General features: G+C 40.8%; 17 protein-coding genes. 1 reads left to right on the forward strand and 16 read right to left on the reverse strand.

The window, feature by feature from the left end; translation table 11 throughout:
- Window positions 1-1,068: 1,068 nt before the first annotated feature.
- Complete coding sequence (holA, locus tag GKD17_RS11645; protein ID WP_007835375.1) at window positions 1,069-2,085, reverse strand: DNA polymerase III subunit delta; 1,017 nt, start codon at window positions 2,083-2,085, stop codon at window positions 1,069-1,071.
- Between the two features lie 11 nt (window positions 2,086-2,096).
- Window positions 2,097-2,873: an AMP nucleosidase gene (locus tag GKD17_RS11650; RefSeq protein WP_007835374.1), complete on the reverse strand. Its 777-nt coding sequence runs from the start codon at window positions 2,871-2,873 to the stop codon at window positions 2,097-2,099.
- Between the two features lie 57 nt (window positions 2,874-2,930).
- Between GKD17_RS11650 and GKD17_RS11655 the strand changes: the two genes are divergently transcribed.
- A complete protein-coding gene (locus GKD17_RS11655; protein ID WP_005842029.1) occupies window positions 2,931-3,380 on the forward strand; it encodes a type I restriction enzyme HsdR N-terminal domain-containing protein in 450 nt (149 codons plus the stop codon).
- A gap of 101 nt (window positions 3,381-3,481) precedes the next feature.
- Here GKD17_RS11655 and GKD17_RS11660 read toward each other — a convergent pair whose 3' ends face one another.
- The 14 genes from GKD17_RS11660 to kdsB form a co-directional block, all read right to left on the reverse strand.
- Window positions 3,482-4,273 (reverse strand): zinc ribbon domain-containing protein, encoded by a 792-nt coding sequence (locus GKD17_RS11660; protein WP_005842031.1) that lies wholly within the window; start codon window positions 4,271-4,273, stop codon window positions 3,482-3,484.
- Between the two features lie 9 nt (window positions 4,274-4,282).
- Window positions 4,283-5,377 carry a Nif3-like dinuclear metal center hexameric protein gene (locus GKD17_RS11665; protein ID WP_007835373.1) on the reverse strand — a complete coding sequence of 365 codons (1,095 nt, stop codon included), beginning with the start codon at window positions 5,375-5,377 and terminating at the stop codon, window positions 4,283-4,285.
- A 61-nt stretch (window positions 5,378-5,438) separates the two neighbouring features.
- On the reverse strand, window positions 5,439-5,717 hold the full coding sequence (locus tag GKD17_RS11670; RefSeq protein WP_005842035.1) for a hypothetical protein: 279 nt from the start codon (window positions 5,715-5,717) through the stop codon (window positions 5,439-5,441).
- A 54-nt stretch (window positions 5,718-5,771) separates the two neighbouring features.
- Entirely contained in the window at window positions 5,772-6,569 is a 798-nt protein-coding gene (locus tag GKD17_RS11675; RefSeq protein WP_007835372.1) for an ABC transporter permease, read from the reverse strand.
- Window positions 6,570-6,577: 8 nt separating this feature from the next.
- Window positions 6,578-7,198, reverse strand: coding sequence for an ATP-binding cassette domain-containing protein (locus tag GKD17_RS11680; RefSeq protein ID WP_032936220.1), 621 nt, complete (start codon window positions 7,196-7,198; stop codon window positions 6,578-6,580).
- An 83-nt stretch (window positions 7,199-7,281) separates the two neighbouring features.
- A complete protein-coding gene (gene proS, locus GKD17_RS11685) occupies window positions 7,282-8,772 on the reverse strand; it encodes a proline--tRNA ligase (protein ID WP_007835370.1) in 1,491 nt (496 codons plus the stop codon).
- Window positions 8,773-8,885: 113 nt separating this feature from the next.
- Window positions 8,886-10,037, reverse strand: a complete 1,152-nt coding sequence (locus tag GKD17_RS11690) for a DUF6057 family protein (RefSeq protein ID WP_007835369.1) — start codon at window positions 10,035-10,037, stop codon at window positions 8,886-8,888.
- Window positions 10,038-10,040: 3 nt separating this feature from the next.
- Entirely contained in the window at window positions 10,041-12,068 is a 2,028-nt protein-coding gene (locus tag GKD17_RS11695) for an alpha amylase C-terminal domain-containing protein (RefSeq protein ID WP_007835368.1), read from the reverse strand.
- A gap of 28 nt (window positions 12,069-12,096) precedes the next feature.
- On the reverse strand, window positions 12,097-12,537 hold the full coding sequence (locus tag GKD17_RS11700; RefSeq protein WP_007835367.1) for a YhcH/YjgK/YiaL family protein: 441 nt from the start codon (window positions 12,535-12,537) through the stop codon (window positions 12,097-12,099).
- A 36-nt stretch (window positions 12,538-12,573) separates the two neighbouring features.
- Window positions 12,574-13,239: a DUF2461 domain-containing protein gene (locus GKD17_RS11705; protein ID WP_007835366.1), complete on the reverse strand. Its 666-nt coding sequence runs from the start codon at window positions 13,237-13,239 to the stop codon at window positions 12,574-12,576.
- A 75-nt stretch (window positions 13,240-13,314) separates the two neighbouring features.
- Window positions 13,315-14,103: an inositol monophosphatase family protein gene (locus GKD17_RS11710; RefSeq protein WP_007849196.1), complete on the reverse strand. Its 789-nt coding sequence runs from the start codon at window positions 14,101-14,103 to the stop codon at window positions 13,315-13,317.
- 7 nt (window positions 14,104-14,110) lie between these two features.
- Complete coding sequence (locus GKD17_RS11715) at window positions 14,111-15,229, reverse strand: phosphatidylinositol-4-phosphate 5-kinase (RefSeq protein WP_007835364.1); 1,119 nt, start codon at window positions 15,227-15,229, stop codon at window positions 14,111-14,113.
- 71 nt (window positions 15,230-15,300) lie between these two features.
- Complete coding sequence (locus GKD17_RS11720; protein ID WP_007835363.1) at window positions 15,301-16,587, reverse strand: M16 family metallopeptidase; 1,287 nt, start codon at window positions 16,585-16,587, stop codon at window positions 15,301-15,303.
- Window positions 16,588-17,346: a 3-deoxy-manno-octulosonate cytidylyltransferase gene (kdsB, locus tag GKD17_RS11725; protein ID WP_007835361.1), complete on the reverse strand. Its 759-nt coding sequence runs from the start codon at window positions 17,344-17,346 to the stop codon at window positions 16,588-16,590. It lies immediately after the preceding gene.
- Between the last annotated feature and the right edge of the window lie 46 nt (window positions 17,347-17,392).

Genomic DNA, 17,392 nt, shown 5'->3' on the forward strand with positions numbered 1-17,392 from the left:
AATTTACAATATGGAAATGTACATCTTACAAAAGTAAAGTATGAGTATATTATTGGAAATAAATTAAGATTTACACACGTAAACCGCTCCTAAAAATACTATAATTATCACTTTATGCATGACTATATAAAATACTGATTATCTATAATATATACACAACAAAAATGATATATTTACAAATAAATATGATTATATAAGTAAATAAAATGCATACAAGTTATTAACCACTTTATCGACAAGATATAAAACACTGGTTTCAAGCATATTATCGCAATAAAATAAGAGATAAATAATTATTCATATACATTTATATATGTAATCTTCACTCTTGACTACTACCTTGTTTACATTTGTATTATTTTCATTGTTAAACCTGCAAAGCTTATAATATCTCCTGTATTAGGAAAGTTTACAGATGTAAGATTACAAAATTAAATTATAATTATTTCTAAAAGTGAATTTTCTCTGTTTTACGCTCCAGCTTGATCCTATGAATATTTTGTTTTCCTATTTTACAAGTATCAATGTATTTTTCATGGTAAAGACAAGAACTCCCCATCCAAGTTTTAGCCCATTTTCGCTTTATGGGATTCATAAGATAATGAGAATCATAGAATACACGATAAGAAAACAAAGTATGGATTCAAAATTTAAACTAACGTATGAATTTACAAAAAATAAATTGTCGCTGTTTACTTGCTTCATCTGCATTCTTTCCATTCTTCTTATTCATTTTACTCCGAAAAGGCTAAATACTGCCATTATTCATGTACAAACAGACATTCCCTTTAAAATACGCGATTCTAAGAAGGCGAAAAATGGTCTATCAATCTAGGAATAAGCAAGTTAATACTATTTTTCTCATCATCCATCTCTCATCATCTAGAAAAATAGAGAACAAAAACATAACTGTAGCATTAAATGAGGTAATAATAAAAGTATGAATGTAAAATATTATTCTCAATTGAGTCATCAACAGGATTTCTGCTAAGAGAAAGGATAAAAAGAATCCCGACACTTAAAAAAACAAAAGCATCGGGATAGCGGAATCTTGTTTGACCTCGTTAGTTAATGAAGAATTTTGTATACAAGTTCTCGCAGCAAATCTCCATCCTCCAAAGATGGATTACCCACTCCTTTTGATTTTGCATCACAGTAACGAATCTCACCAATAATTTGCATCACCTTTACTCCGCTATATTTTCTCATAGCAGCCATATAGTCTTTAGATTGCCATGGTGATTTAAGCCCCAGCTGATTGGCTATACCCTGCTCTGACTTATCAGGAGCATAATATGCAAGCATCAAATTAGAGAAGAAATTGAATAACACAGACAAGGTCATTTGCAAAGGATTTGTTTTGGGGTTCTCCTCAAAATATTTTATTATCTGATTAGCCTTGAAAACATCCTTTGCCACCAAAGCATTCCTAAGTTCAAAATTATTATAATCCTTACTTATGCCAATGTTACGTTCTATTTGTTCAGGAGTAATCCGCTTTTGCTCTCTTGGAAGCGTGATAATTAATTTTTCCAACTCTCCGGCCATACGGCTTAAATCTGCTCCAACAAATTCCGCCATCATTTCTGAAGCCTTAGGCTCTATTTCTACTGAACGACGTTTCAAGTAAGAAGATATAAAGCCAGGAAGCTGAGCATCCTTAATCTTTTTCGATTCGAAAAGGACACCTACTTTCTCTATTTCAGCTGCCAATTTTTTTCTTCTATCCAATGTACCATGTTTATGGCATAACACCAGAATTGTAGAATCCAAAGGTTTCTGGAGATAATAAGCAAGCTCTTCAATATTCTTTATATTCTGAGCTTCTTTTACTATTACAACTTGATATTTGGACATCATGGGATAACGCTTGGCTGCATTGATAACAGTCGCGATATCTGTATCAGCCCCATAGACAATAGTCTGATTGAATTCTTTTTCATTTTCATTTAACACCGTTTGTGCTATATACTCAGATATCCGATCTATATAATAAGATTCTTCACCCATTAGATAATAAACAGGCTTATAGATACGGTTTTTCAGTTCACGGGCTATTTCTTCGTATGTTGTTTCTTTTGCCATACACAGTAAAATTACCAGTCAAATTTTAAGTGCTTGACTGTTTTCTTTTCCTCAATAATCATTTGTAATGAAGCAATACCAATCTCCACATGCTCCTCTACATATTGCTGCGTTACAATACTGTCGCTTTTCTCCGTCTTCACCCCTTCAGGAATCATCGGCTGGTCGGATACCAGAAGTAATGCTCCAGTAGGAATATGATTGTAAAAACCGGTAGTAAACAGCGTAGCCGTTTCCATATCCACACACATGGCACGCGTTTTAAGGAGATACTTTTTAAACCCCTCATCATGCTCCCATATACGGCGGTTGGTAGTATATACCGTTCCGGTCCAATAATCGCGGGCATGGTCGCGGATAGCCGACGAGACGGCACGCTGCAACATAAATGCAGGTAACGCAGGTACCTCAGGCGGATAATAATCATTGGATGTTCCTTCTCCACGAATAGCTGCAATGGGCAGAATCAGATCTCCCAACTTATTTTTCCTATCTATGCCCCCACATTTACCTAAAAACAAACATGCTTTAGGCTGGATGGCCCCTAGCAAATCCATAATGATAGCAGCATTGGGACTTCCCATGCCAAAATTAATAATAGTGATTCCTTCCGCATGTGCCGAAGTCATATTGGCATCACGTCCTAATACCGGCACATTAAATTTGTCGGCAAAAAGTTCCACATATTTATTGAAATTGGTCAGAAGGATGTATTCTCCGAAATCATTCAAGCTTCTTTTTGTGTAGCGGGGAAGCCAGTTTGCTACAATTTCCTCTTTTGTTTTCATAATCTTTTGTATTTTTGCATCGGTTATTACCGAGTTACACTTATGCAAATTTACTAAATGTTATCATTAAACTTACCATCCTACGAAATTAAAATCGCGGAGCGAAATGGAAAAAATGTTATTTTCGATATGCTCCGCAAGAGATATGTCGCCCTTACTCCGGAAGAATGGGTAAGACAACATTTTGTTCATTACCTGACGGATTATAAAGGATATCCGAAGGGATTACTGGCCAACGAAATACAACTAGACTTAAACGGAACAAAAAAACGTTGTGATACTGTGCTCTACAACAAAGATCTAAGTGCCAAACTGATTGTGGAGTACAAAGCTCCACATATAGAAATCACACAAACAGTATTTGATCAGATAACCAGGTATAACATGGTTCTGAAAGTTGATTATCTGATTGTCAGCAACGGATTGAATCATTACTGCTGCCATATTGATTACAATACAAAAACATATCTTTTTCTACCAGAGATTCCCCACTATTCAGAACTGTAGATATATAAAAAACATTCTAAGCAACATCTCCTTACAAGATCTTGCTCAGAATGTGATGAAATTCTTTTTCCACAAAGAAAAAGATACTGCTTCAGGCGATATTATCTCTTGACAGTTTCCAAGTGCTGTTCAGCAATCACACCTGCCAATTCAGGATCAATCATGATACGACCACAATATTCACATACGATAATTTTCTTACGCATACGGATATCAAGCTGTTTCTGGGGCGGAATCTTGTTAAAACAACCACCACATGCATCACGCTGAACATACACAATTCCCAACCCATTTCGAGAATTTTTACGGATACGTTTAAACGCCTGCAACAGACGCGGTTCGATAGTTGTTTCCAATACTTTTGCTTTCTCTCTCAGCTTTTCTTCTTCCTGCTTGGTTTCAGAAACAATTTCTTCCAATTCGGATTTCTTCGCTTCCAAGTCCTTCTTTCTTTCATCCAAGTCTTGATTACTGTGCTCTATCTCCTCGCTCTTTGCTTTTTCCGCTGCAATATATTCCTTTATGCGTTTCTCGCAAAGCTCGATTTCCAATGACTGGAATTCAATTTCCTTTGTCAACACATCATATTCGCGATTATTACGCACATTATCCTGCTGAGCTTTATATTTTTCAACAGAAGTCTTAGCTGTCTCAATTTCAATTTTCTTAGTCGCAATGTTTGATTTCAGTTCCTCGATATCAGCTTTAATTTTCTCGATACGAGTACTCAAACCGGCGACCTCATCTTCAAGGTCTTGAACTTCAAGAGGAAGTTCCCCTCTCAGGGTCTTAATCTTATCGATTTCAGACAACATGGTCTGCAACTGATACAAAGCCTTCAGCTTTTCTTCCACTGTTAATTCGCTCGGGTCTTTCTTTGCTTCTCTAGCCATAGTTTTTTCTTACAAATATTTAATAGGATTTGTATTTACCCGGGTTATCTGGACTTCCAGTTCCGGAAACATCTCCTGCATGATTGAATAAAATATTTCTTTTGTATACTGCTCACTCTCATAATGACCTACTTCAGCTACCAGAATATTATTCTCGTAATTGAAATAATCATGATATTTCACTTCACCCGTGATAAATACATCAGCATCGGCACTTACCGCTTTAGGCAATAAAAATGCTCCAGCACCACCGCATAACGCTACTTTCTGTATCAAACGACCAGATAAACGAGTATGTCGCAGACAGCCCACTTCGAACGTCTTCTTGATGCGTTTCAAGAAATCCAGTTCGGTTTCAGGTTCTTCCAATTCTCCGATCACCCCCGAACCTACTTGTGTCCAAGTATTTTTCAACGGATAAAAATCAAAAACCGGTTCTTCATAAGGATGTGTTGCCAATAATGCTTTTACCGCCATAGCCTTTTTAAAAGCCGGAAGAATCGTTTCTATACGCACCTCGGACTCCTTATGCAATTCGCCTATTTCTCCACAGAACGGACTGGCTCCTTTCTGCGCACGGAAAGTCCCCTCACCTTCCAAATTATAGCTGCATGAATCATAATTACCTATGCAACCACAACCGGCTTCAAATAAAGCTTTTCTCACTCTATCAGCCTGTGCATCCGGCACAAAAGTTACAAGCTTCAATAAATATTCTTCTTTCGGGTCTAATATGCGTACATTTCTGAGACCTATCTTTTCAGCTATTTTATAATTGACACCTCCGGGTGCATTATCCAGATTGGTATGTGCCGAATAAATGACAATATCATTTTTAATGGCTTTCAAAACACACCGTTCAATGTAATCCCGACCAATAATAGATTTATAACCTTTAAATATAAGTGGATGATGTGATATAATCAGGTTGTATCCCAACATGACAGCTTCATCCACAACAGCTTCAGTAACGTCCAGACACAACAAAGCCCCTGTTGCTTCCGCTTCTGTCAGTCCAACTTGCAATCCGGCATTATCAAATCCGTCTTGCAAAGGCAGAGGCGCGAACCTTTCAAGGGCACTTACTATTTCCTTAATTTTCATTCGTTCGCGAAAATTTGATCGCAAAGATAATCAATCCATTTGAATTTAAAAAGCAACCAAGCTATTTTTTATACTTTCCCCACTTTATCATTTTATTTTTCAAAGCATAACGTTCGTCAACAACACGGTCTGTCGGAAAAAAAGTAAGATGAATACGCCATCCGCCCGAATGAAACGTAAATTTGCGGGCTGATATTCCTGTTTCTATCAAAGCTAGTTTATCAATGATAAATGCTTTAATATCTACAGGAAATTCCTCTCCTTCATACATTATATCCGCAGTGACAAAGAAACCGGGAGTTGATAATTCTGCTATATATTTCCAAATTTGCTCATTCATGTTTTTCTATTTTATTGAAAGAAATATATAATGTATACAAAGCAAGGAAAGACCCTACTTCCGTTTGGTATCCTTATGAACTCGTAACAACCGGCCATAACTGTCGAATGATTTCCGTGAAGCCAGAAAAATGGTCATCATTAGTGAAAGCATAGATGCCACCACAGTTATAACTACAATCATAATCTGATATTTGATAGCCACATGTGGCGAACTTCCTCCCAATATCTGCCCAATCATAGTTCCCGGCAATGCAACAAGCCCTGTTACTGCCATATTGGCAATGCCCGGACTGAACGCTTTAATAAGAGCCTGACGCACAAATGGAGCTATCGCCTCATTACGGGTAGCGCCATTCCCCAACAGAAAATAATAAAGTTGCTGTTCCCTACGCAATCCGGCATAGTAAGTATTTAATCCTATCACATTCACTCCCAACATATTCCCCATGATTATACCAAAAACCGGAATAAAATACTGGGCACTGAAGATGTTATCCAACTTTAATACAAAGCCAAGGAAATAAAGTCCGACAAGCACCACTGTTACAAAAAAACCGATAGAAATAGGAATCATCAAAATTCCGCGTTTTAACCGCGTACGCGTCAAAGCCGTTTCAGCAGCCACCCCAACCATGATGATCACCCACAAAAAATTAATAAACGGATTGTTCCATTCAAACAGAAAACGAAGATAAGCCCCAATCAAAAACAACTGTATAATCATACGTACTGTGCCTATCAGAACCGGTTTAAGCAAGCCCGTCTTGAAACGCCATAAAAAATAAACCGGAATAAGCATCAGCAGCAATCCTACTCCCAAACTGCCATAGTCTATATCAATTGTTCCCATCAGTCAGATTATAAAGTAAATACCTTGTCGCATCCGGCAGCAAACTGTTTGTCATGCGAAACAGACAATATAGTCATTCCTTTACTGCATAAGGATTTAAAGAAGTTAATCACCCGTAAACACGATTCCGGATCAAGTGCCGAAGTCGGTTCGTCCACTACCAGTAAAGGTTTGTCAAGCAAGGCTGTCACTGCCAACATGATACGCTGACGCTGACCACCCGACACTTCATTTACCCGTTTATCATAAAGTTTCTCTTCCAATCCTAATGATACGAAATAATCCATCAGCCGCTCTTTGCTGAATCCCGCCTCACGATTTGCCTTCAGTTCAAAAGGCATCCGCACCATTTCACTGACCCATTCCAAAGGAAGAGCCAACTCCTGGGGAATCCATGCTATTTTCTTTCGGATATGATCCGCCGTCTTAGGTGCCAGCAGTGTGCCGTCCACCCTTATTGTCCCTTCACTTAAAGGAACAAAGCCCAAAACAGCTTTCAGCAATGAAGATTTTCCACTGCCGGAACCACCACAAATGCATACACTTTCTCCGTAATGAACTTGCAGGTCAAGTCCTCTGAAAAGAGTCAGATTACCAAAACTTATAGATATATTTTCTATATTAATCATCACATTAAAACAAAAAGAGTCGGGAGCATTCACTGCTGCCGACTCCACATAATGTATTAAAAATAAAATAAATGTGTCGAAGTTTAATATGCTCTCGCAAAGAGAACACGGCGAGCAGATGGTTTTCCGGTTACCATACACTTGCCCGGAGTCAGGCTCTCTTCATCAGCATCAAAAGGAAGACAACGAATTGTTGCCTTGGTATCCTCTTTAATCCGGTCTTCCGTTTCCGGGGTTCCATCCCAATGAGCCAGAATAAAGCCACCTTTCTCTATCTGTTCCTTGAAATCATCGTATGAATCCACTTTCACGATATGTTCGTTACGATAGTTCAATGCCTTCTGATAAATATTGTTCTGAATATCCTCCAACAATTGTTGTACATATTCTTCGATTCCGTCGCAAGAACGAGTTTCTTTTTCCAATGTATCACGACGCATCACTTCCATTGTATTGTTTTCAAGATCACGGCCACCCATTACCAAGCGAACAGGCACACCTTTCAGTTCGTAATCTGCAAACTTGAATCCCGGACGCTTATTGTCTGCATTATCATATTTCACAGAAATACCCATTGCTTTCAACTTGTTGACAATGCCTTCTACTTTTGCATCAATCTTCTTCAGCATTTCATCATTCTTATAAATAGGAACGATAACTACCTGAATAGGAGCCAAATGTGGTGGCAACACCAATCCGTTATCATCAGAGTGAGTCATTATCAATGCACCCATCAAACGGGTAGATACTCCCCAGGAAGTAGCCCAAACATAATCCAGCTTATTGTTTTTGTCAACAAACTGTACATTGAACGCTTTCGCAAAATTCTGTCCCAAGAAGTGAGAAGTACCACATTGCAATGCCTTTCCATCCTGCATCAAACCTTCGATGGTGTAAGTATCCAACGCACCCGCGAAACGTTCATTAGCCGATTTTACCCCTTTGATTACCGGGACAGCCATATACTTCTCGGCGAAGTCACCATACACATGCAACATTTTCTGTGCTTCCGCTTCTGCTTCCTCGCGGGTCGCATGAGCCGTATGACCTTCCTGCCACAAGAACTCCGCAGTACGCAGGAACAAACGGGTACGCATCTCCCACCGCATAACATTTGCCCATTGGTTGCACAAGATAGGCAGGTCACGATAGGAATTAATCCAGTTCTTATATGTACTCCAAATGATTGTTTCAGATGTAGGGCGGATAATCAATTCTTCTTCCAGTTTGGCAGCCGGATCTACGATAACACCCGAACCGTCCTCTGCATTCTTCAGACGATAGTGAGTAACTACAGCACACTCTTTGGCAAATCCTTCTACGTGCTCAGCTTCACGGCTAAGGTAAGATTTCGGGATAAGCAACGGGAAATAGGCATTTACGTGACCGGTTTCCTTAAACATATCGTCCAACTGACGCTGCATTTTCTCCCAAATGGCGTATCCGTAAGGCTTGATAACCATACATCCACGCACAGGTGATTGTTCAGCCAAATCGGCCTTCACCACCAAGTCATTATACCACTGAGAATAATTCTCGCTTCTTTTGGTAAGTTCTTTCAATTCTACTGCCATGCTATATCGTTATTTTTGTTTTTCCTTTTTAAGAGTTTGCAAAATTAGTAAAAAAGCATGGGAAAGTACTAATGATTTAGCAAAAATATAGAGTCGAAAAATATAAAAATAACTTATTGATAACGATAATACCACCAATAGGTATCACCATATTCCCGCCGCATACGGTTTTTCTCTTCCACTGGTGATGAAAATTCCTTCTGACGGTTAAGAAACTCATCCAAACGCCGCACCATCAGCGTGTCTTTAACTTCTCTTCCATATCCAGGATGAGTCCGTTTATAAAGCACCAATGCCTCACGATAATAACGCGGCAATGTATCTTGCTCGAAACAATACATATCAACCGCCGATACAAATTTATCCAATTTCTTATCCAGCAGCAATGCACTCATATAATAATTCAAAGCGGTATGTCTACCTATTTCATCACGACAGATACGGGCCAAAAAGTCTACTGTCTCTTCTGCAACATGTGGTCTTACACCAAGATGAGCATACAAGCTATCGGCATTCAAGCGCAAAGTTTCCTGAGAATGAGGCGCAAACAAAAGCCCTTCCGCACCATAATATTGAGGGTATTCAAACAAATGCTCCCCCATGGTACCTTCCAAAGACATAGCATAGGCTCTAAGCACTGTCAATGTACGGGTTGTTTCCAAAGACTTTGCTCCTATCATCCGTGCAGCTTCATAATGATGATTACGGATAGCCTGCTCCACAGCCAGTTCATGATGAAAATTCACATTCGTATTTCCTATACCTACCGTCATCAGGCATAAAAGTGTCAAAATTGCTAAGTTAGAGTTTATTAAGCCCAATATAGAACCCTCTTGATTCAACCAGGAACGAAACACACGCCGTAAAGTATAGACCACACCTATATATATAAGCAAAAGCAACGGCAGCAGCCAAAACCATTTATCCTCTATGTTTCCTCCGTGGAAAATAGTCCGGTCCACATCCGTCAGCACTCCCAGCAACAGACAAGACGGGAAATAAGAAAGTGTTCGCACAGGGCCTTTTAATCCCATCAATCCATTGATTCCCCAACGGAATACCAATAAAACCACTGTAATGATGATAGCTCCTGCCAACGGAGAATAATGTGTCTTTCCTTGTGACAATGAATAATGCAATGCACCTACGACATCTTTCTGAAGCACAAAAAGATAGACAATACTAAAAATAGAGAAAAGAAGACCGCACGCAACCGTGAGGATGCGGGCGGCTCTTTTATAGGATAAGCTGTTGTTGCTGCTCATAAATTACTCTTTCACTTTTTTCAATACCACAGCCGAACGGGCAGGCAGATACAGTTTCAGCCATTCCTTTTTATCCTTCTTATAAAGAGGGTCGAAATTAGTGAAATGACGTATACTGTCATCAGCCAGACCATTGCCTCCGAAAGCTGTCGCATCCGTATTCAGTACCACATCATACGCCCCGACAGGCACTAGGAAACCATAGTCTGTAAATGACTTGGTAGGATTGAAATTAAATACAAAAATCAAATTCTTACGCCGGTAAGCCAACACTTGGTCACCATCGTTATGCCATACCTCAATCACTGGAGTATCCTGAATATTTTTCACACTTTCAATGAGGTGGACCATAGCTGAATCAAAATCGCCCAAGTAATGGTAACACAGGTTCTTATTATCAAAAAGTCCCCACTGACGACGGGCATATTTATGCGACCATCCGTTACCTTCACGTGGAAAATCAATCCATTCGGGATGCCCGAATTCATTACCCATAAAGTTCAAATATCCTCCATTGATGGTAGAGGCAGTAAGCAAACGAATCATCTTATGCAATGCGATGCCACGATGCACTGTATAATTTTCATCCCCTTTCTGGAAATGCCAATACATATCAGCATCTATCAGACGGAAAATAATAGTCTTATCGCCCACCAATGCCTGGTCATGGCTTTCGGCATACGAAATAGTCTTCTCGTCCTTACGTCTGTTGGTCACTTCCCAGAACATGCTGCTCGGTTTCCAGTCTTCATCAATCTTCTCCTTGATTGTTTTAATCCAATAATCCGGAATATTCATGGCCATACGGTAATCAAACCCATATCCACCATTTTGAATCGGTGCTGCCAACCCGGGCATACCCGAAACTTCTTCCGCAATGGTAATCGCTTTGGAATTTACCTGATGAATCAACTTGTTGGCCAATGTCAAATAACAAATCGCATTATCATCCTGATTCCCGTTAAAGTAATCCCCATAATTACAGAAAGCCTCTCCCAAGCCGTGGCTATAATACAACATAGATGTCACACCGTCAAAACGAAAACCGTCAAAACGGAACTCATCCATCCAATACTTACAATTGGACAGCAAGAAATGAATCACTTCATTCTTACCATAATCAAAGCATAAGGAATCCCATGCCGGATGTTCACGCCGGCCGCCCGGATAGAAGTATTGATTAGGATCACCGGCAAAATTGCCAAGTCCCTCCACTTCATTCTTCACGGCATGAGAGTGAACAATATCCATAATGACGGCAATTCCCATTCTATGCGCCGTATCAATCAATTCCTTCAATTCATCCGGTGTACCGAAACGGGATGACGGAGCGAAAAAGCTGGAAACATGATACCCGAAACTCCCATAATAAGGATGCTCCTGAATAGCCATAATCTGAATACAATTATATCCGGCTTCCGCTATACGCGGCAATATTTTCTCACGGAACTCATTATAAGTGCCTACCCTTTCTTCTTCCTGAGCCATACCGATATGACATTCATAAATCATCAAAGGATCAGTCTTTGCACGGAACACCTTCTTTCTAAACCGGTAAGGATTCTCCGGCTCCCAAACCTGTGCGCTGAATATCTTTGTCTGATCATCCTGTACCACACGGTTAGCCCATGCTGGTATACGTTCTCCTTCACCGCCATTCCAACGGACTTTCAGTTTATACAAATCACCATGCTTTATAGCACCGCTTTGTAATTCCACCTCCCATACGCCAGGAGAGTTCTTTACATGGTACATCCTATAATCGCCATGCTCTTTCCAGTCGTTGAAATCTCCGATAAGATAAATTTCCTTCGCATTCGGAGCCCATTCACGGAACACCCACCCTCTTCTGGTACGATGCAAGCCGAAATATAAATATCCGGTGGCAAAGTCCGACAAAGTTCCTTTGCCTCCGGTCAGTTCCAATTCTTTGTCCAATGCATGCTGATGGCGTCCTTCAATCGCTGCCGAATACGGTTCCAGCCAAGGATCACTTTCTATTATGCCTAATTTAGGAGTGGTATTTTCCATAATATGATTACTTGTTAGTTATTCTCTTTCAAACCAAAACTTTAACGATCACTTTTTTCACGCCGTCAGGAGACACTCCCGGAGCATGAGCATCCTGTGGAAAAAAGATGGCAAACATTCCCGGCTTTACAGGAATATAGCTTTCGGCAAGTCCCGGATAGAACGAGATATCCTTATCTGCATCATAGTCTGCTTCGGGAAGATCTTCACGGGCTGTATAACCCATCACTTCCACCCCTGACAGAGGAATCTGTATATCAATAAACTGATTATGAGTTTCTAATTTTGCTTCTTCTTTAGTTTTAGGCTTGGTCTGAGAAAAGTTTACTACCAGATCATCACCCTGTAATTTTACTTTTCCTAATTCCTGAGCGTTCAAGTCTGTAGCCTTCAGATATTCCATTGCTTTAGCGAACAAAGGATTCAATGAAGCGTACTTTTCTAAGTTTTCTAATCTGTCTACTACCATAATTATTTCATTTTAATGGTTAAAATATTGCTTTTATCATTCAAAGTCGTCTATTGTGAAATTTGTAAAATCAGCAAAACGCTTCAGTTGCTTGAAAACATCCTCTACTTTGTCCAACAGGTCAGGGGCAAGGAAAAACGCATCAGGCACCATATAAGCACAGGTATAATCCTTACATTTTAAATAATCAATATATTCAAAATCTTTCGGAAATCCTTTAGGAGCCGTTTTTAAGTGATTTTCTCCGATAACAGGAAAGTATTGCTTGAACGCAGGATCTTCCACAATTTCTCTGTATTCATCTATGTTGTCATAAATGGACTGGCGGACAGCTTTCAGCACTTTAGATTCCAGACACCAGCTTCCACCAGCAAGCATACAGTTATCATGCTCTATATGAACATAATATCCACAATGTTCTGATTTCTTTCCACGGGCGTTGATATAGCCGCCCAAGTGTATTTTATAAGGAGTCTTATCACTAGAAAAACGCGTGTCACGATAAATTCGGTATGTACAGTCCTTAGCTTGAATACCGACAATACTTTCGTCAAACAACGAAATACGGGCGATGATTGCTGTCAGTAATTCCTCAAACTCTTTTTGAGCTTTCAGATATTCATCCTTATGCTCCTGAAACCACTCCCGATTATTGTTTGTGGCCAGGTTTTTTAAAAATTGAAAGATAACAGATACATCCATGTTACATTATGTTCATGTGTTCACTTGACAAACTTACAAAATATATTTGTAACGAACTAGAAAAAAGCGAAGTATTTATTTTTTTCCCAAGACCTTGAGAAACCCATCATGCAGCTTTCCATTGGTAGCCAACACTTCATGACCGGAATAGAAATCTCCCCCTCCGCTGTAATCTGTCACTTTTCCACCGGCATTCATCAAGATTATCGAACCGGCCGCAATATCCCACGGTCCCAGCAGTCCTTCTATACGGGCTTCAAAGCGACCGGCAGCTACATAGCAAAGTTCTGCCGCAGCTGCTCCTTGCAGGCGCATACCTCCCACATTTCCATACAACTCGTGCACAATATGCTCCGCCAATGGCTTATACTTTTGCGAATCGTATGGAAAGCCTAACGCCACAAACGCTTCGTCCATATCAGAAACATCTGATACATGTATTTCTTTGTTGTTCAGATAAGAAGGCGCTCCTTTATAAGTCCAGTAAAGTTCATCGCGGCATACTTCATACACCACTCCAACCAGCAGTTCTTCTTTACTACGAAGGGCGATACTCACACAATAAGGAGCATTATTATGGATAAAATTGGTGGTTCCGTCCAGCGGGTCTACCAGCCAGCAATAGTTTTCCGTAGTCAGGCTGCCCGAACCTTCTTCGGCAATGAATCCTGCTTCGGGAAGCAATTCCCGAAGTTGAGCCACAATACGGCGTTCCGATTCTTTATCTACATACGATACATAGTCGTGAGCATTTTTCTTCTCTACCTTGCTACGGTCAAAACCGCTACGCTCTTTACGAAGAAAAGCACCCGCCCGGAGTGCTATTTCACGTACTTTCAACGTTATCTTCTCTAAATCCAACATTATATTCTTATTTTTGTTCCGCATCCAGCGTTCCAAACTTATAAACACCTTTACGGATTACATTTCCATTCTTGTCAGTCTCCACAAAAGCGCCGTGTTTCTTCCCTTGTTTGAAAAATCCGTCATAGCGTACTCCGTTCTTATCTTCAAGCACGCCTTTGCCGTCTTCCTTTCCTTTTACGAAATGGCCCTTATATTTGGTTCCGTCAGCCGTGCGCAAAGTGCCTTCACCGTCGGCCATGTTGTTTTTCCATTCACCTTCATAGTCATCGCCGTTCGCCCAGATATAGTGTCCTTTACCGCTGCGCTGGTTATTCACCCACTGCCCTTCATACACAGCACCGTTGGCCCATGTAAAGGTTCCGGTCCCATGCTGCTCGCCGTTCTTGAACTGCCCTACATACTTGTCGCCATTCTTGTGTACATAAATTCCCTGCCCGGTACGTTCACCGTTTACGTAGTCACCTTCGTAACGGTCACCGCTATTAAAGTAATAAATACCTTTACCATGCTGCACGTCATCCTTCCAGTCGCCCACATACTTGTCACCGTTGACATAGTAAAATGTCCCCTTTCCGTCACGTGCGTCATCTTTCCACTCACCTTCATATTTTGACTGGTCGGGCCATACCATAACGCCCTGTCCGTTTTTCTTGTCTTCTTTCCATTCGCCCTCATATTTGGCTCCTGCTTTCCAGGTATAAGTACCCTTTCCGCTACGTTTGTCCTGAAACCAGTTACCTATATAAACATCTCCGTTATAATAATACATAGTGCCTTCACCCTGCTGATAGTCGGCAAACCACATACCTTCATACCGGTTATTATTCATAAAATAATAGGTTCCGCTGCCGTGTTGCTGATCCTGGAACCATTGCCCCACATACTTTTCTCCATCGTGAAACGTATATGTCCCGTTCCCCTCGCGTTTACCTTTTATATATTCCCCTTCGTAGGTATTTCCGTTCTTGTAGATTGTTTTTCCTTTACCGTTTGGTTTTCTACCTTTCAGCTCTCCGGTATATTCGCCCCCGTCTTTAAAAGTATAATTCCCGATTTTTATCTGAGCGGTGGCCAATGTACTGACCGATGCCAAAAGCAATAATATATATACGTATTTCTTCATTGGTTCGTTACTTATAATAGATAAGATTTACGCCAAAGATACGATTTTCTATCTTTGGACATGATAGGTTATTACACTTTTTTACCCGCAATGACCTCTATTAAGTTTTCTTTGCAGAAATACTTTTGAGCCAATATGCGTATTTCTTCTCTGGTGATTCCCCGGATGGCATCCAGCGAACGGATAAAGAAGCGTTCGTCCAGCCCTGCCGTTTCTATATAAATCCAGGCATCAGACAAAGAAAAAGGTCCCTCGTACGACCGGCATAAATCGCCCAGCATATAGTTCTTCACCATTTCCAATTCTTCTTGAGGAACGAGATCATTACACAATTTGTCCATCTCCCGATAAACTTCTGTTATGATAGAATTCACATATTCATTGGCCGCCTCGGTACTGACAGTCAGTATTCCCGTTCCCGGATAGGACACAATGCCTGCGCCGATACCGTATGTATATCCCTTGTCTTCACGGATATTGGACATCAGACGGCTTCCGAAATACCCTCCGAACAAAGTGACCATGACACGTGCCTTCAAAAAGTCCGGATGATGACGGTCCATTACGAAACATCCCATTTTCAAGGAACTTTGAAGTGCATCCTCACGTTCTATAAAGATACGCTTTTCTTTGGTGGTAACCGGAGGAACAAGCGTTGTCTTTGCTTTTTCCGTCACTTCCCCCCATTGTCCACTTCCCAAGTTATCTTCTATACAACGGATAATTTCCGATGTGACCTTTCCCGAAATATATACCGAACAATTACCCGAATGATAATATTTCCGATAAAACGAACGGAGCACCTCCGGGGTAATCCGGTCATAATCCTCCGCTACCGCATAGCGCCCGAAAGGATGCTCCGGACCGAACAAGGCTGTATTCAACTGCTTTCGGGCAATCATTTCCACCCGGGTGCTGTTCACCAGAAATTGCTGTTTGTTCGTATCGGCCACCACGGAAAGTTCCTTTGCCGGAAACGTAGGAGCCTTTATCATCTCGGATATGACGGCCAGCGTGCGGGCAAAATATTTATTCAGAGAGTAAAGTGTTATGAATCCATAGTTCACGGAAGAAGATAACTCCAGCCAGGCTCCGTAATAATCCAATCGCTCCGCAATCTGTGAAGACGTTAAATTTCCAGCTCCCTCACGCAGCATCCTGTTGGCGAACATAGCCTGCAACGGCTGTTCCTGATTCCATTGTCCGCCTCCTATCAGAAGATCAAAACGTACAACATCCTCGGTTCCCGCATGAATGATATTCAGAGGCATCCCATTCTTCATCGTCCTCCTGTCAGGACGGGTTATACTGAATTCGCTTAGTTGGCGGATTGGCGGTGGGGTGGTTCTGTCCAGCATTTACTTCCCCTCCCTCTGTTTTAAAAATGCTTCGGCACGTGCCAGATCCTGAGGCGTATCAATGCCTATTGTCTCCACTTCACTGATTCCCACCTTAATAGTATAACCATTTTCCAGCCAACGAAGCTGCTCCAACGATTCAGCCAGCTCCAGCGAAGATTGTGGAAGCGAAGTTATTTCTTTCAGTACATCGGCCCGATAAGCATACAGACCGATATGTTTATAGTAAGTATGCTCTTTCAGCCAGCCTTCCTTCTCCGCGTTACGTTGGAAAGGAATGACGGAACGGCTGAAATACAAAGCATTCATATTCTTATTAACCACCACTTTCGGAGAATTTACATTCTCCAAAGCTTCAAACCCGTCTTCGGGAGTGAAAGGTTTCACCAAAGTCGCAATCTGTGTAGCCGAATCTTCAAAGCAAGCTTTCACAGCTTCAAGCTGTGATCTTTGAATAAAAGGTTCATCACCTTGAATATTTACAACCACATCATATCCTTGTCCTACTTTGGTATACGCTTCATAACAACGGTCTGTGCCACTTTTATGGTGAACGGAGGTCATGACCACTTTTCCGCCAAAAGCTTTTACGGCGGATTCAATGCGTTCATCGTCCGTCGCTACGTATGCTTCATCCAATATACCGGCTACTTGTTCATAGACTCTCTGAATCACAGGCTTGCCTCCCAAGATGGCCAAAGGTTTGGCCGGAAAACGTGTTGAGGCATATCTCGCAGGAATAATTCCAATAAATTTCATGGTACCATTTCTTTTATATATTCATGCAAAAGTAACAAAAACATTT

Origin of the sequence: Phocaeicola dorei (assembly GCF_013009555.1) — a bacterium.
GTDB classification, from domain to species: Bacteria; Bacteroidota; Bacteroidia; order Bacteroidales; family Bacteroidaceae; genus Phocaeicola; species Phocaeicola dorei.

Coding starts and splice junctions, on each gene's coding strand:
- GKD17_RS11700 (WP_007835367.1), bottom strand. CDS start 12,537: ATGGTAGTAGACAGATTAGAAAACTTAGAAAAGTACGCTTCATTGAAT.
- GKD17_RS11720 (WP_007835363.1), bottom strand. CDS start 16,587: ATGCTGGACAGAACCACCCCACCGCCAATCCGCCAACTAAGCGAATTC.
- GKD17_RS11680 (WP_032936220.1), bottom strand. CDS start 7,198: ATGATTAATATAGAAAATATATCTATAAGTTTTGGTAATCTGACTCTT.
- GKD17_RS11705 (WP_007835366.1), bottom strand. CDS start 13,239: ATGGATGTATCTGTTATCTTTCAATTTTTAAAAAACCTGGCCACAAAC.
- kdsB (WP_007835361.1), bottom strand. CDS start 17,346: ATGAAATTTATTGGAATTATTCCTGCGAGATATGCCTCAACACGTTTT.
- GKD17_RS11690 (WP_007835369.1), bottom strand. CDS start 10,037: ATGAGCAGCAACAACAGCTTATCCTATAAAAGAGCCGCCCGCATCCTC.
- proS (WP_007835370.1), bottom strand. CDS start 8,772: ATGGCAGTAGAATTGAAAGAACTTACCAAAAGAAGCGAGAATTATTCT.
- GKD17_RS11715 (WP_007835364.1), bottom strand. CDS start 15,229: ATGAAGAAATACGTATATATATTATTGCTTTTGGCATCGGTCAGTACA.
- GKD17_RS11655 (WP_005842029.1), top strand. CDS start 2,931: ATGTTATCATTAAACTTACCATCCTACGAAATTAAAATCGCGGAGCGA.
- GKD17_RS11675 (WP_007835372.1), bottom strand. CDS start 6,569: ATGGGAACAATTGATATAGACTATGGCAGTTTGGGAGTAGGATTGCTG.
- GKD17_RS11710 (WP_007849196.1), bottom strand. CDS start 14,103: ATGTTGGATTTAGAGAAGATAACGTTGAAAGTACGTGAAATAGCACTC.
- GKD17_RS11650 (WP_007835374.1), bottom strand. CDS start 2,873: ATGAAAACAAAAGAGGAAATTGTAGCAAACTGGCTTCCCCGCTACACA.
- GKD17_RS11660 (WP_005842031.1), bottom strand. CDS start 4,273: ATGGCTAGAGAAGCAAAGAAAGACCCGAGCGAATTAACAGTGGAAGAA.
- GKD17_RS11695 (WP_007835368.1), bottom strand. CDS start 12,068: ATGGAAAATACCACTCCTAAATTAGGCATAATAGAAAGTGATCCTTGG.
- holA (WP_007835375.1), bottom strand. CDS start 2,085: ATGGCAAAAGAAACAACATACGAAGAAATAGCCCGTGAACTGAAAAAC.
- GKD17_RS11665 (WP_007835373.1), bottom strand. CDS start 5,377: ATGAAAATTAAGGAAATAGTAAGTGCCCTTGAAAGGTTCGCGCCTCTG.
- GKD17_RS11670 (WP_005842035.1), bottom strand. CDS start 5,717: ATGAATGAGCAAATTTGGAAATATATAGCAGAATTATCAACTCCCGGT.